The sequence below is a fragment of the Rhizobium sp. YTUHZ044 genome, assembly GCF_051123975.1.
In the GTDB taxonomy this organism is placed as follows: Bacteria; Pseudomonadota; Alphaproteobacteria; order Rhizobiales; family Rhizobiaceae; genus Rhizobium.
The window spans coordinates 404,973-418,721 of sequence record NZ_CP101428.1; the positions used below are offsets into that span (position 1 = coordinate 404,973).

Sequence of the window (13,749 nt, forward strand, 5' to 3'; positions counted from 1 at the left end):
GACGCAATCTGAGTGAAGAACGGCCGGTCCGAAGACTGGCCCAAGTTTTCTCGGGAAGAGGACTTGTGGTCCCACGACCGGCGGGAGAGGCCTGGCGGCTGCGGTCTATTGCCCAGGAACCGGAGTGCCCCTGAATGCATTGACCGCTCGGTCCATCACCACTTGTTCGACATTTCCGGAGTCCAGGACCGTATTCCCCACGGAGGCCTTTTGCACCAGCACAGTCGTTACGTCGAGCAAAGTCGAATTCCCGATTGAAAGCAATGCGCTCACTTGTGTTGAAAAACAGGCGCTGTTTGGCGTGTCGCTCCCGTCTTTTTGAGCTATTTCGGTGGTGGCCACAATGTGGTTGTTGGCTATGTAGTTTCCACTGCCGGAAACTACATTGATTATGACAGGTTTTGCTGCGGGAGGCTTGATATATTGAGTGTCAACGGTGTGCGAAATATGGTTCGCGATCAGCGAATTGTTGCTGCCGTCAATCTGCAGAAGTCCAAACAGATCATCCAAGCCATTGTCGTACTTCTGCATCGGCGCCCATGGCTCGCGATCTCGCAGAAAATGATTTGACGAGACCAAATTCTCGCAGCAGTTAGCAGCAAGAACCAACATTCCGGGATAAAAGGAATGGAACCTGTTTCCCGTGACCGAGGAACGCACCACTCCGGAGAAATGGACACTGCTTGCTCCTCGAGGAAATACGTTGTTTGAGGACACCAGAATGCCGGCGTAATTCTCGGCGTAAATCGAGTGTCCCCTATATCCCGCGCCGACGAAATTATTTGCTATTCTCGAGGCCTGCCCCATACCTTTCAGTTCGATACAGTTGCCGCACTCTGCGATGAAATTGTTGTCTATCGCGAGCGCATCTGCATCATGAACAGTAACTCCATGTTCCAGGTAGATAAGGCCCATCCCGGTTATTCGGAATGAGTCATTGGCGCTGCCCACATAGATTCCCGTTTTGCCATTTCTGTATGTGTTTTCTGCGTCGTCTTGCCCCAAACCATCATCGATGAAGTGCAAGCCATCGATGCAAAAGTCGGCAAACTCCACAGAGCTTATACGAGGATTTCCGTTGCGCTTGACATAAAACGCGGCACCAGCAGCCTCACCGTCTGCGGCCTCTGGAGAAATGTCCACAAGGATTCGACTTCCGCCCGGCCACACCTCGTGCCAGTGGGCCAACTCGCCTGCGGGTGTGTTGAAGCGGATGCTTGACGACGTAAAACCATGACCAGAGCCAACGATTTTCAGATAGCTCACGTCTATAACGACTTGAGTGACGAGACGATAATCGCCTGGTGGTATGTAGATAACCGATCCAGGTTTTCCGCCGTCATTTACATCGACAACCGCTTGCCTGTTCTTGATATCTGCAATGATGTTATTGATGACGGCGCCAATATCCTCCCGAGGATTGCCTGTTGGATACTTCGTGACGTCGTAACAGTTTTCGCTAACCATTGTCATGTCTCCTCGGACAGCGAGGGTTAATCTTGTTTTCTTTTGGCTGTGCCTTCACCAGATGCTGGTGCGGGTGCCCGGGTCAAAGAAGTGAAGTTCTTCGGCATCGACAGCGATGCGCGCGATGTCACCTGCTCGCACTGTGCTCTTTGGAGAAAAGCGGGCTACCGCAGCTTTTTCGTCGCCGATGTCGACGATGGCGTCCGGGTCGCCAGCGTCCACCCATGGTGCATCGATATTCAGATGCACCATGGATTCAGAACCCAGCGCCTCAACAAGAGTGACCGGGGCCGAGATCTCGGCCGAAGAAGGCCGGATTGAAGCGTCATTCATGTGCTCCGGCCGGATGCCGAGGAGGATTTGACGGTGAGACGCACCGTTGAGCGAGGGACGGCATTCGAAAACCCGGTCAGGAATTTCGAAACTGTTGCTGCCCAGGATCACCGTCCTTCCATTCAGAACGGCCTCGTACAAGTTCATCGAGGGCGATCCGATAAAGGCCGCAACAAAGACGTTGTCGGGGCGACTGTACAGGTTCTGCGGAGTGTCGACTTGCTGCAGCACGCCGCCCTTCATGACAGCGACACGGTCCCCCATCGTCATTGCCTCGACCTGATCGTGAGTGACGTAGATCGTGGTGACGTTGAGTTTTCTCTGGAGGCTGGCAATCTCGGCGCGCATCTGCACACGCAGTTTTGCATCGAGATTGGACAACGGTTCATCCATCAGGAAGGCGGACGGCTGGCGGACGATCGCCCGACCCATGGCGACGCGCTGCCGCTGGCCGCCCGAGAGCAGCGCCGGTTTGCGGTCGAGCAGAGCCGTCAGCTCGAGGATGCGCGCGGCCTCATCCACGCGGCTGGCAATGTCGGATTTCGGCAACCCCGCCATTAGCAAGGGAAAGGCGATGTTTTCGCGCACGGTCTTGTGCGGGTACAGCGCGTAAGATTGAAAGACCATGGCGATGTCGCGATCTTTGGGATCGACATCGTTGATGACCCTGTCCCCGATCCTGAGTTCGCCGCTCGAAATGCTCTCAAGGCCGGCGATCATCCGAAGCGCCGTCGATTTCCCACAACCCGAGGGACCGACAAACACCATGAACTCACCATCCCTGATGTTGAAACTCAAGTCGTGTAGCGCATGAAAGCTGTTGCCGTAGATCTTGTTGACGTTGCGCAGTTCTATATCGGCCATGTCTTAGCCTCCCTCATCCTTTTACAGCGCCGAAAGTCAGGCCGCCGACGATCTGCTTTTGAAGTGCGAGCGTTACGATGATGACGGGCAGTGAATAGAGCACGGCCGCCGCCGTCATCGCTCCCCAGGCAAGGCCATAGACGGAGTTGTATTCAGCAATGACGATCGGTGCCGTTTTGGTCGCCTCTGACGTCAGCAGCAGTGCGTAGAGGAACTCATTCCAACTCGTGATGAAGGTAAACAGCGCGGTGACGGCGATTCCGCCCGTCATGATCGGAAGAATGACCTTCAGAAAGGCCTGGAAACGGGTGCAGCCGTCCATGCGCGCCGCTTCTTCCAGATCCTTCGGAACGCCTTCGAAGAAGGCTGCCATGAGAAGAAGCGCAAGAGGTACCGCGGCTGATGTGTGGGCGAGCACCAGACCGGGAACGGTATCCAGCAGACCGAGCGACTTAAGAAGCTGGAACAGTGGCACGCCGAGCGACACCGATGGCACCATGCGCGTGACCAGCGCGAAAAGCAGGAACAGGGTGGTGATCCGGCGCCGGTAGTGGGTCGCGACATAAGCGGCCGGAACCGCCACAGCGAGGGAAAGGATGGTCGTCAGCACCGCCACCATCAGCGAGCTTGCGAAGGCCCGCGGCAGGATCGACGATTGCAGGACATCGCGAAAATTCTCGAAAGAGATCACCACGGGAAAGAAGCTCGGCGGAATCTGCTGGACATCCGCTGCCGGCTTGATCGACGTCATGAGCAGATATACGTAAGGCAGCGCATAGGACAGGACGAGGACGAGCGCGGCGGCATTGATCACCATGCCGTTGAGATTGAAGCGGCGCGCACTACGCATGGACCGGCCTCCATATCTTCCAATAGGCAGCAGCAGCCAGAACCATCATGACGATTAGAAACAGCGTGCCGGAGGCCGAGGCCTCGCCGAGATCGCCGAAGCGCATCATGCGCTGATAGATGTTCATCGAAAACACTTCAGAAGCGTGGTTGGGGCCACCCTGCGTCTGAATCCAGATGAGGTCGAAGGTCTTGGCCGCATCCACCCCACGCACGATGACGACGACGGCGATCACCGGGCGCATCAGTGGCAGCGTGACATGCCAGAAGCGCTGGAACGCGTTCGCGCCGTCGATCCGCGCCGCCTCGAGCAGGTCTTTGGGAATGTTTGTCAATCCGGCATAGGAGACGAGGGCGACAAAGGATGTCGTCAGCCAGATATCGGCGAAAGAGACGGAATAGATGACGATATCTTCGTCGGACAACCAGGCAATCGCATCGGGATCGCTGATGACGCCCAGATGGACGAGCCCGTAGTTCAAGATGCCGATGTTCCCGACCAGGAGAAAGCGCCACAAGAGGCCGGCGACGATTGGCGGCACCATCAATGGCAGCGTGAAGATCGTGCGGTGCCAGCGCGATTTACCGGGGAGCGCCGTGAACAGCAGCGCGGCGCAGAAACCGAAGGTAAATTCGAAGAACAGCGCAAAGATCGAATACTGGATTGTTCTGAATGCGCTTTCCGCGACACGCTTCGAGGTTAGCGCGTCGATATAGTTCTTGAGCCCGATCCATTCTCGTATGTGGGGAGTAATGGTGTCGACCTTAAAAAAGGAATCGAACACCAAAAGCCCTACCGGGTATGCGACCAGCAAGCCAAGGATGGCGAGGGCTGGCGCAAGCATGCACAGCACGAATCGGTCTTCACCCGACATGGCGCTCTCCGAAAGCTGATGATGCGAGGAGGACCACCCGTCCTCCTCGCCGCCGAGGGACTAGTCGAGGATGTCTTCGATCGTTTCCTTGGCGTCCGTCAGGACCTTGCCGACGTCCGCTTTGCATGTCAGGGCCTGCTGCACGGCTGGCAGAACCGCTTCGTCGACAAATTCCTGATATTTTTCATTCATCGGACGGCCTTGCGTCGCAGGAGCGCCCAACGTCTCAAGCAGCGGCGTGAAATGCTCATAACCGGGCTTGCTGGCATAGCCGTTATAGGCCGAATTCGTCGCAGCCAATCCAAGCGGCGCTTCGATACCGAGCGCATTGTTGGCGATGGCGAAGGCTATGAACTTCTTGGCCGCGTCCTTGTGCTGGGAGGTCGACGGAACGACATTGTACCAAGGACCCGGAATTGCCGCGATTCCTGCATCGCCGGCCAGCATTGGGGCGACGCCGACCTTTCCGCTGACCTTGGAATCGGCGGGCGTCATCTTGTAGGCGTGCGCCCAGAATTTCATCATCGCCGTCTTGCCTTGATAGAACAGGTTCTGAGCTTCGCCCCAGCCAGTCTCGTTGACGTTTTCGGGCACGGAATGATCGATGCAGTGAGGCGCGATGTAGAATTCGAGCGCCTTCCTATGCGCTTCGTTGTCGATGATCACCTTCCCATCCTTGTCGAGGATCACACCTGGCGAGCCCGCCTGAAGCACATGCGCCATCCACTCTTCGGAGAAGCTGCCGATGGTGTCGGTGCCCCAAAAGTCAGTCTTGCCGTCACCATCGGTGTCTCGGGTGAAGAATGTTGCGATGTCGCGCCATTGCTGCCAAGTCTTCGGCGGGGCGAGGGGATAACCATATTTTGCCTGGAACGCTTTCTGTTCTTCCGGCTTGTCGAAAAGGTCCTTGCGAAAAAAAACAATTTCGGCATTGGCCCAAGCAGGCATGCCGATCAGTTTGTCGCCGATCTTCGCGTCGGCAAGCAAGGCAGGCGGCAGGTCCTTGCGAACCGCGTCGGTGAAGAGCGGCGCGAGGTCTTCGACATGGCTTGCAAATTTCGCGTTCCACACGACGTCGATCGTTACCACATCGAACGCCGATGAGCCGGAGGCGATTTCGGCCGAAAACTTGTCGAAGACGCCCTGATAGGGAACGACGGTGAAGTCCACCTTGATACCGGTCTCGGCGGTAAACTTCTCTGCGGCTGCCTTCTGCAGCATTTCGCCGCCGCCTTCCACGAGGATATTGATGGTTTCGGCCTTGGCGGAGGCCGCTATGCAAACGAGCGCGAGCGCGCTGGCGCCAAGCAGTTTTTTCATGAATTCCTCCCTTGTTCCGCCGGAAGCACTTGCCTCAGGCTGTTCCATTGTTGGACCATAGGCGCGCTATGACGACGTTGTCAATTGGAATTGTCGACGTTGTCAGAAAAATATGTCGACGTTGTCATGCGTGTAGTTTACAACAGACCCGCATCAGGAGAATTGGCGGACATGGTTAGCATCGTCAGCGTCGCGAAAGCGGCCGGGGTTTCGAATAAAACAGTCTCTCGCGTCATCAATGGCGAGCCCTACGTGACTGAGGAAACCCGGGAGAGGGTGGAAAAGGCTATTCGCGACCTCGGCTACATCCCGAATATGGCGGCGCGCCTCATACGATCCAGCCGTTCCAACACCTTTGGGATTATCACCGATTATGTTTCCACGACGCCTTATTCGGTCGATATTGTCCGCGGAATTCAAGATTGGGCCAATGCGAACGGGAAAACCATCCTGATAGCCAACACCGGTGGTTCTTCCGAGAGAGAGGTGGAAATCTGGAAAATGTTCCAGTCCCATCGCATTGATGGAGTCCTGTATGTAACCATGTACCGCCGCATTGTGGATCCGGAGACCGGCGATGTCAGCATTCCGACGGTGATGATCAATTGTCGGCCGCAAACAAGGGAGCTCCTGCCGTCTATCGAGCCCGATGATTATCAGGGGGCGCGAGATCTTACCCGGTATCTCCTTGAACGGGGTCATCGCAGAATCGGTTACATCCGGCTCAATCCGATCCTATTGGGAGCCGAACTGCGCCTGGAGGCATTTCGCCGAACGACAAGCGAATTCGGTCTCACAGAGAACGACCTTTCTATCAGCCTCGGCATGGATGGGCCTGTCGGGGCAGAAAACAACTACGTCTTTGCGGCAGCGACCGAAATGCTCAAACAAGACGACCGTCCGACCGCGATCATGAGCGGCAACGACGAAATGGCAATTCAGATCTACATTGCCGCCATGGCGCTGGGATTGCGGATTCCACAAGACGTCAGCATCGTCGGCTTTGACGATTTTCGAACAGTCACGACGGCGCTGAAGCCAGAGCTGACCACAGCAGCGTTACCATACTACGATCTCGGCAGAGAGGGTGCGAAGTGGCTGAACGATTTGATAGCGGGCGAGAAGATTTATCCGGGCAGTCGGGTTGTCTCTTGCAAGCTGGTTGAGCGTAGCTCTGTCGCCTTTAACCCTCATTAGGCGGGAGAATCTCTGCTGCCTACCTTGAATGAGAGGCGGCATTGAGCTTCTTGCACGACCGGGCGCCCTACGCCGGGGCTTACTCCGGTTTACCTAATCGCGGTGAACGCCTGGATGTGAGATACTGAATATGCGGCAGATCGCCCGATCTGCCCGATTGTTGAGGAGGATGTCCTATGCCACTGTTCATAATCACAGGGTGCTATTCAGCCGCGGCAGCGAAGGGAATGATCGCCGATCCATCGGACCGGGAAGCGGCGGCCCGTACCATCATGGAAGCAGCAGGCGGGAAACAGCATTCTTTCTACGTCACGACCGGCGAAACCGACTGGATGGTAATCGCAGAATTCCCCGACGGTGTTGACCTGATCCCCGCGCTTCTTGTCGTCGGCGCATCGGGAGCAGTATCGAATATCAAAACCGTGCGAGCATACACGGGTGCGGAATTCAAGGCCGCCCAAGAAAAGGCGGGCAAAATCGCATCTGCCTACAAGGCCCCGGCAAAATAAGGAAACCACTCGTCGAACGATCTTCGGCAGCGGATGTTCGATCCGCTGCCGGTTCGTTCCGGCATCGCCACAGGCGGAGAGGTCAGCCATTCGGGCAGGAGAGTGGGTAAATCCAAAATTGTGGGTGTCCAAGAGTGCGTGACCGAAGTCCAAAAGTATCTGGCGACACTCACTGAATGGTGGGGGTGGTGGTGGAGAATCTGTGGCGCTCAGGTTGAAATGTCCGCTGAGCCGCAAAGCAGAAATGTCACTCGCGGCTGCCACGCGGCACGACGACCAGCCCCGATCTGAGCGGCTGGTCCGGGTTGCAAGGTCAGAATCGGGGCGGGGTTGTGGCACCATTGGCTTTAGCTTTGAGACTATGCGATCGACGCCTCACGCTGCCGCATCGAGCTTTTAGTTGCCGCTCAGATCTGGCATCTGCGGTCTTCAAAAGTATTCCGCTTGAGCTCGCGGAAGATCGTCGAGCGATGCCGGCCGAGCTTCTCGGCAATGACGGTGGCGCTCACGCCGGCCGCTCGCCAGCGAACGATCCTGCGACGTTCATCCATGTCGATTTGGGAGTAGGTGCGTCTCGCAAGTCGCACTTCATCCTTGAGTCCACCCCGGCTACAGGTGAATCCGGCGTAATCTGTGTTATGGAACTTGAAGACGTGTGGCAACCGCTGCCACATAATTCGTTGAAATACCCAGAAAATTACTTCTTGTGCCTTCCCACATCAGAGCGTCAGCCAGTCGCCGATCGTTGTCCCGACACGTCGCATGGAGCGTGTTGTTGGAACGGCCGGGTGCTCGGTTGCTATGGTCTTTCGGACTTCACGCGGGCTGAGCCCGAATTCATGGCTGAACGCGCGGGTGAAATTGGCTGCAACGTCGAAGCCGGCGGTCTCGGCAATCTCCGAGATTGGCCTGGTGTCGGTCGGGTTGGTAAGCTCCGCATAGGCCTGCAGCAACCGACGTTTGCGAATGTAGTTGAAGACGCCCCCGCTCGTTTCGAACAATTGGTAGAGCCGCGTCCGCGAGATCCCCAGCGCACGGCACATGACCTCAGGCGTCAAGCTATCTGAATGAAGATTGAGGTGAATATAGCGATGCGCCCGCTCCATCAGCCCCATGTTGGTCTGTTCGTGACCGCGGTCCGAACTGGTGGAGGATGCGGCGCATGCAACGACCATATCGCCGATCGTCCGTACGATCCGCGGCACCTCCTCCACCGTCAAGCTGCTCAGATTGGCTTCCAGGCCGTTGATATAGCTGACCAGCAATTCAGCCAGGCTACCGGAGAAGGCGGTGTTGTTGGCGTTCTGCAGAAGGCTGGCATCACGGGTCAACAGTTCATAGGGCAGGAAGACGAGCACAGCGACTGAATCGGTCATCCGCCCGCGGTACGGATAACCAAGAGACCTGAAAAATATCTCACCCGGGCCGGTCTCGGTTACATGCCGATCGGCCTCGGTCCAGGCCCGGCCGCTGCGCAGCACGCCGAGGTTCCAGTGATCGATTGGGCTCGATCGCAGCATCGCCTGATCGCGAATATAGCTGCACGCCTGCGCGCGCTGCTGAACGATGAGGATGTCGCCGAGATGCCAGCCGGTCTGTTCCGCAAGGAAACCGTCGCCCTCCGATTTTTCGTCCGGCAGATGAACATTCATAAGGGGCGCCACATGTGATCGCCAAGCCTGGAACTGTTCTTTCGGTGGCAGTTCGTGCGTTGAAAATCGCAGGGGCGCCAGCGCCGGTGGAACGTCCACCCGATGTTCTTTCTGGGAAGACGGTTCGCGCGGCCAGCGCCGCCGCTCCAGGTGCGCCGGCCATTCCTGTCCCGCAGCCGGGTCATCTCCAGATTCCGTAACCATCCAATTCCTCCAGCGCAAGAGCCAATCCGGGCTGTTCAAACTGAAGCAAACAATCGTTTTCGCGGCTGAACCGCGCAGCCATCCGACAGAACCGAATTGACTAAAGCTCTACGTGCATAAGCTACTTATCATATTCATCCGCGAGCAGAAATGGACGGACCGATAATTTTCTGGATGCGGCGATAACGACAATTGCGTCCCGTTCATATATCTAAATAAGCAATGGTTAATTCCGAGGGACGTTCGGAAATTTCCAAAATACTCAACTGCCGGTGCAATGTAGTGTCGAAGCGCCGTCAACGTAAAAAGACACTTATTCAAAACAAAAGATGCGAACATGGGAGGATAGGTCGTGAACTATCGGGGAAATAGTCGTGTGCGATTTGCGCAAGCCTTGGCTTGCAACAGCAATCATCCTGAGGGTGCGCCAGGAGAGATTCTACCGCCCATCGTGCCGATTCATGCGAGACGCTCCTGAGGCCGGACATCGGCAAATAATGGCGCGCGAGGGGTTGCGCGCAACCGAGGCCATCTGTGTCGATGCGTAAAGGCTCGAGGCTTGCACGCAACCCCTATCATATCCACCCATTGTCGAATTTCTTTGACGCTGCCCTTCATGTGGCAGAGGAGGCTAAGATGACTACCGCATGCGATGAGAACGTAATCCAATTGAAGCCGATTTCGAGCTGCAGACGAGAAGTCGAAGTCGCAATGGTGGAAATGCTCGTCAGTTTGCAGAAACGTGGATGGTCGGCTGCGGAGTTGGCATTGACGCTCGCAGACGCCTCGGAAGATCTTGTCATGCTGATCGCGACCAAAAAGCTTCGACCGAATTAAAGCAGTTCCAGGAAATGACAGGGTCCGGAATTGCGTAAACACAAAAGAGTAGAGCGGTTCTGTGCTTCCGTGAAAAGCTGAACCGCTCTTTGATCGCGTGGAATTAGGCCGTTTCTGTCTTAATGAGATGTCGGCATTACAGGCGCGGCGCGGCGATTTTCATCACCCCATACCCCACCACGTCAGTTCGCTGCGCCGGGATGGTTGACCACCGCATCGATATGCCCACGCCTCCGTCGGCGGCATTTGCTCCAAAGCCGAATTGTTTCTGTCGCAGGTTACGACCATCACTTGTCTACTAATTCTCAATGCGCTAATTTATGCAATAATGAGTTGCATCCGTTTGTGCCGGGTCCCCTAGCGACGGATGGCTGCAGAGCGATACCTTCGGATGACAATATGATCTGGAACCATCGCATCACACGCATCGTCGTCGGCCTGTTGCTGCTGGCACTCGTGACCGTCCTGTCATTGCCGACGATTACCGGCTTTACGAGCCTTGATGGCACAGTCAATGCCCGGTTTGCTGTCGTTAATGCCCCAATCGACGGCACGATTGCGGAAGAACCCCTCAAGGTCGGCAGCCCGGTCAAGGCGGGGCAACCCCTCGCAGAAATCCGAAATACACGCGTCAATCGTGCAATCCTCGCTTCGCTCGAGGCAGATCGCAACACGGCACTCGACCGCGTCGCGGCACTTAAAAAGGAGCGGGAGGAGCTCTCCGCACTTCGCGAGGAATTGTCTGCCAGATTGGAAATCTACAGGCAGACCACCATTGCCAATCTCGAGCGCGAAGTCGAAATCCTGCGGAAAAAAGTCGAAGTGTCGCAAGCTCAGGATCTGGTCGCGCAGGTCGACCTGAATCGCCGGATGGAGCTCGAGTCAAAAGGCATTCTGACGCAGAAGCTGGTTGAGGTCGCGCGGGCCGCCGGAGCTGCGACTGGCGGCGAGGTCGAAATCAGCAATTTGACTGTCGATCAATTGGAACAAAGGCTCAATGCGGTCCGCCAGGGTATCTTTGTCTTCGGCGACGGACAGAATGACGTGCCTTATTCGCGACAGCGTGAAGACGAGGTTGTCGTTCGCATCAACGACTTGAACTCACGCATCGCGGAAAATGAGACACGAGCCACCGAAGTTCAAAAGCAGCTGGTCAAAGAGGCAGATCGCGTCAGCAGCCTTGAATCCGCGACCGCAATAGCGCCGTTCGACGGCGTTGTTTGGACCAGGAGCATCGTCGACGGTTCCAACGTGGTGCTGAACGACGAGTTGATGCGCCTCCTCGACTGTCGAGAGCTGTTTGTGGATATCCTTGTTCCCGAGGTCAATTATGACGAGATCTATCCGGGGCTTGTTGCGCAGGTGCGCTTGTTCGGCCGCAGCGATGTCTTCCAAGGCACCGTCATTTCTGCCAGAGGCAGTTCGGCTTCGGTCGAGGCCGATTCCTTTGCCGCCAGTTTACCGCCGTCGACCGAGCGTAATGCCCGCATTCGCGTTCGCCTCGATCCATCTTTCATGAACGACGATTTTGCGAACTCCTGCCAGGTGGGGCGCACAGTGCAGGTACGGTTTTCCAAGCACGGCATCGACGTATCCAACTGGGTCAAAAGCCTGTGGTTCAGTATCTTCTAGCGCTGGTTCCGACCTTTCTCGTTATGGCCTTCTTCTTTCTGGGGCCGTTCAATTGGTCGCGGCATCACACCTGGACACGGGCGGTAACCTGCGCGTTCGTCGCAGCATTCGCCTTGCGATACATGTACTGGCGCTTGACCGAGACGGTGCTTCCCTATCCGAACGACGGTGCGAGTTTCTACTGGGTCTGGATCCTCTTTGTCGTCGAGGTTCTCGCCTGCGTCGAAGTCATCCTTTTTCTGGTATTGATGAGCCGCTATGTCGACCGGAGCGCGGAAACCGACAGGTTGGGTCGTGTTTTCTTTGCGCGCGACAAGCGTGAGCTGCCGACAGTCGATGTTTTCATTCCCACCTATAACGAGCCGCTCGATGTTCTCGAGCGAACCATCATCGGCGCCCGCTCGCTGGATTATCCTGCGGACAAATTGAATGTGTATGTGCTTGACGATCAACGCCGGGATTGGCTGAAGGCCTATTGCGAAGAAAAGAACGTCATCCACGTCACGCGCGGCGACAACAGCCATGCCAAAGCCGGCAATATGAACAATGGGCTGAAGGTCAGCTCGGGCGAGTTTATTGCGATTTTCGATGCCGATTTTGTTCCCTATCGACACTTCCTTCGCCGGACCCTGCCCTTCTTTTCCGACGAAAGCATCGGTATCGTCCAGACACCTCAACATTTCTTCAATGTCGATCCGGTGCAATCAAACCTGGGCCTGGAGAATATCTGGCCGGACGAGCAGCGTTTGTTCTTTGACGAGATCGCGCCCAGCCGAGATGCCTGGAACGTCAGTTTCTGCTGCGGGTCATGCTCGATTGCCCGCCGCCAGGCCGTCGATGCAATCGGCGGTTTTCCGACGGAGTCGATCACAGAAGACCTGCTGACAACTCTTTCGATGCTCAACAAAGGCTACAAGACGCGCTACCTGAACGAGCGGCTATCGATGGGACTGGCCGCCGAAAACCTGACCGGTTATTTCGTGCAGCGCGAACGATGGTGCCAGGGGGGTATTCAAACCCTGTACTTGTATAATGGCCCGCTGCGCGGCCCGGGATTGACGCTCTTTCAACGGATCATGTTCCTGCCGGCATCATGGCTGGTGCAGTATCTGGTCCGCTTCACTATATTGCTTGTCCCCATCGTCTATCTCTGGTTCGGCCTGCTTCCGCTCTATTTCACGGATATGGCCGATTATGTATCTCATCAGGTGCCGCTGCTGGCGGCGTATTTTCTGCTCATGCTGTGGATCACGCCGACGCGCTATCTGCCTGTGGTTTCCAGCGCCGTCGGTACCTTTGCGACATTCCGCATGTTGCCGACCGTGGTCTCCAGCCTGGTGAGACCATTTGGCAAGCCTTTCAGGGTGACGCCAAAGGGCAGTGGCAACGAGGCGAACCAGTTCGACCGCTACAGCTTCGCCTGGATCGCAAGCATGATCACGATCACCGTGGTTGGTCTGCTGGTCAACATCGTACCGGAAACGTCGCATGTACAAGGCCAGTTTTCGCCGGTCGCGGCATGGTGGTCAGGGATCAATATTGTCGTCCTGCTGATTGCGTCACTCATCTGCTTTGAGAAACCCCGGCGCCTGTTTCATGCGTTCAAGCTCGATGAACCCGCCATCGTCAACGATGTCCCCGGCCAAGTCGTCAGTCTCGCACTCGACAAGGCGGTCGTTGCAGTCCCGGACATGGTCCGATTTCAATCCAAATCGGCGATGCTGAAACTCTCTGGCTTCGCCCCGATCAAAGCGGAGCTCGGACAGATCACCCAACGACGAAGGAGCGTAAGTCGCGGCGGCGACAAGCAAGCCTATTACCTGCACTTGTATTTTGAACTCAGCGGCTCTGCTCGCGACAGCATGATTGTAAAACTCTACACCGGTCGATATTCGCGGGACGTTCGCGACATCGACAAGATTGCCGTCTCTCTTAATCTGCTGTTGCGGTCATTCGGGCGTACGCGCACGTTGTAGCCCGGCTCGTGAGAGAGGTTGTCGCGCTTCTTCA

General features: G+C 56.3%; 11 protein-coding genes and 1 pseudogene. 5 read left to right on the top strand and 7 right to left on the bottom strand.

Annotation, left to right across the window (positions count from 1 at the left end):
- Positions 1-105 precede the first annotated feature (105 nt).
- From NL154_RS27270 to NL154_RS27290, 5 genes are read right to left on the bottom strand one after another with little or no spacing between them, the layout of a single operon-like run.
- Positions 106-1,467, bottom strand: a complete 1,362-nt coding sequence (locus tag NL154_RS27270) for a NosD domain-containing protein (RefSeq protein WP_210632376.1) — start codon at positions 1,465-1,467, stop codon at positions 106-108.
- Between the two features lie 54 nt (positions 1,468-1,521).
- Positions 1,522-2,664, bottom strand: a complete 1,143-nt coding sequence (locus NL154_RS27275) for an ABC transporter ATP-binding protein (RefSeq protein WP_434734419.1) — start codon at positions 2,662-2,664, stop codon at positions 1,522-1,524.
- A 13-nt stretch (positions 2,665-2,677) separates the two neighbouring features.
- Entirely contained in the window at positions 2,678-3,514 is an 837-nt protein-coding gene (locus tag NL154_RS27280) for a carbohydrate ABC transporter permease (protein ID WP_210632378.1), read from the bottom strand.
- Entirely contained in the window at positions 3,507-4,388 is an 882-nt protein-coding gene (locus NL154_RS27285) for a carbohydrate ABC transporter permease (protein WP_210632379.1), read from the bottom strand. The genes NL154_RS27280 and NL154_RS27285 overlap by 8 nt, the downstream gene beginning before the upstream one ends.
- A gap of 60 nt (positions 4,389-4,448) precedes the next feature.
- A complete protein-coding gene (locus NL154_RS27290) occupies positions 4,449-5,708 on the bottom strand; it encodes an ABC transporter substrate-binding protein (RefSeq protein ID WP_434734420.1) in 1,260 nt (419 codons plus the stop codon).
- A gap of 171 nt (positions 5,709-5,879) precedes the next feature.
- On the opposite strand from NL154_RS27290, the gene NL154_RS27295 reads away from it, so the two are divergent.
- Both NL154_RS27295 and NL154_RS27300 read left to right on the top strand, forming a co-directional pair.
- A complete protein-coding gene (locus tag NL154_RS27295) occupies positions 5,880-6,905 on the top strand; it encodes a LacI family DNA-binding transcriptional regulator (protein WP_221145143.1) in 1,026 nt (341 codons plus the stop codon).
- A 176-nt stretch (positions 6,906-7,081) separates the two neighbouring features.
- Positions 7,082-7,414 carry a GYD domain-containing protein gene (locus NL154_RS27300; protein ID WP_210632382.1) on the top strand — a complete coding sequence of 111 codons (333 nt, stop codon included), beginning with the start codon at positions 7,082-7,084 and terminating at the stop codon, positions 7,412-7,414.
- Between the two features lie 402 nt (positions 7,415-7,816).
- Here the strand turns inward: NL154_RS27300 and NL154_RS27305 are convergent.
- Together NL154_RS27305 and NL154_RS27310 are read right to left on the bottom strand one after the other, a co-directional pair.
- Positions 7,817-7,965: pseudogene (locus tag NL154_RS27305) on the bottom strand (helix-turn-helix domain-containing protein); the annotation flags it as partial.
- Positions 7,966-8,133: 168 nt separating this feature from the next.
- Complete coding sequence (locus tag NL154_RS27310) at positions 8,134-9,270, bottom strand: helix-turn-helix transcriptional regulator (protein ID WP_210632383.1); 1,137 nt, start codon at positions 9,268-9,270, stop codon at positions 8,134-8,136.
- 636 nt (positions 9,271-9,906) lie between these two features.
- Between NL154_RS27310 and NL154_RS27315 the strand changes: the two genes are divergently transcribed.
- The 3 genes from NL154_RS27315 to NL154_RS27325 all read left to right on the top strand — a co-directional run bounded on the left by NL154_RS27315 (position 9,907) and on the right by NL154_RS27325 (position 13,715).
- Entirely contained in the window at positions 9,907-10,107 is a 201-nt protein-coding gene (locus NL154_RS27315) for a hypothetical protein (protein WP_184458619.1), read from the top strand.
- A gap of 399 nt (positions 10,108-10,506) precedes the next feature.
- The gene (locus NL154_RS27320) at positions 10,507-11,739 is read left to right on the top strand and encodes an HlyD family secretion protein (RefSeq protein WP_434734421.1); all 1,233 of its coding nucleotides are present in this window, start codon (positions 10,507-10,509) and stop codon (positions 11,737-11,739) included.
- Complete coding sequence (locus NL154_RS27325; RefSeq protein ID WP_434734422.1) at positions 11,721-13,715, top strand: glycosyltransferase; 1,995 nt, start codon at positions 11,721-11,723, stop codon at positions 13,713-13,715. The genes NL154_RS27320 and NL154_RS27325 overlap by 19 nt, the downstream gene beginning before the upstream one ends.
- The last annotated feature ends 34 nt before the right edge of the window (positions 13,716-13,749 follow it).

What these genes read in the sequence shown, in the direction of transcription:
- NL154_RS27270 (WP_210632376.1), bottom strand. Translation starts at nt 1,467, where the DNA reads ATGGTTAGCGAAAACTGTTACGACGTCACGAAGTATCCAACAGGCAAT.
- NL154_RS27275 (WP_434734419.1), bottom strand. Translation starts at nt 2,664, where the DNA reads ATGGCCGATATAGAACTGCGCAACGTCAACAAGATCTACGGCAACAGC.
- NL154_RS27280 (WP_210632378.1), bottom strand. Translation starts at nt 3,514, where the DNA reads ATGCGTAGTGCGCGCCGCTTCAATCTCAACGGCATGGTGATCAATGCC.
- NL154_RS27285 (WP_210632379.1), bottom strand. Translation starts at nt 4,388, where the DNA reads ATGTCGGGTGAAGACCGATTCGTGCTGTGCATGCTTGCGCCAGCCCTC.
- NL154_RS27290 (WP_434734420.1), bottom strand. Translation starts at nt 5,708, where the DNA reads ATGAAAAAACTGCTTGGCGCCAGCGCGCTCGCGCTCGTTTGCATAGCG.
- NL154_RS27295 (WP_221145143.1), top strand. Translation starts at nt 5,880, where the DNA reads ATGGTTAGCATCGTCAGCGTCGCGAAAGCGGCCGGGGTTTCGAATAAA.
- NL154_RS27300 (WP_210632382.1), top strand. Translation starts at nt 7,082, where the DNA reads ATGCCACTGTTCATAATCACAGGGTGCTATTCAGCCGCGGCAGCGAAG.
- NL154_RS27310 (WP_210632383.1), bottom strand. Translation starts at nt 9,270, where the DNA reads ATGGTTACGGAATCTGGAGATGACCCGGCTGCGGGACAGGAATGGCCG.
- NL154_RS27315 (WP_184458619.1), top strand. Translation starts at nt 9,907, where the DNA reads ATGACTACCGCATGCGATGAGAACGTAATCCAATTGAAGCCGATTTCG.
- NL154_RS27320 (WP_434734421.1), top strand. Translation starts at nt 10,507, where the DNA reads ATGATCTGGAACCATCGCATCACACGCATCGTCGTCGGCCTGTTGCTG.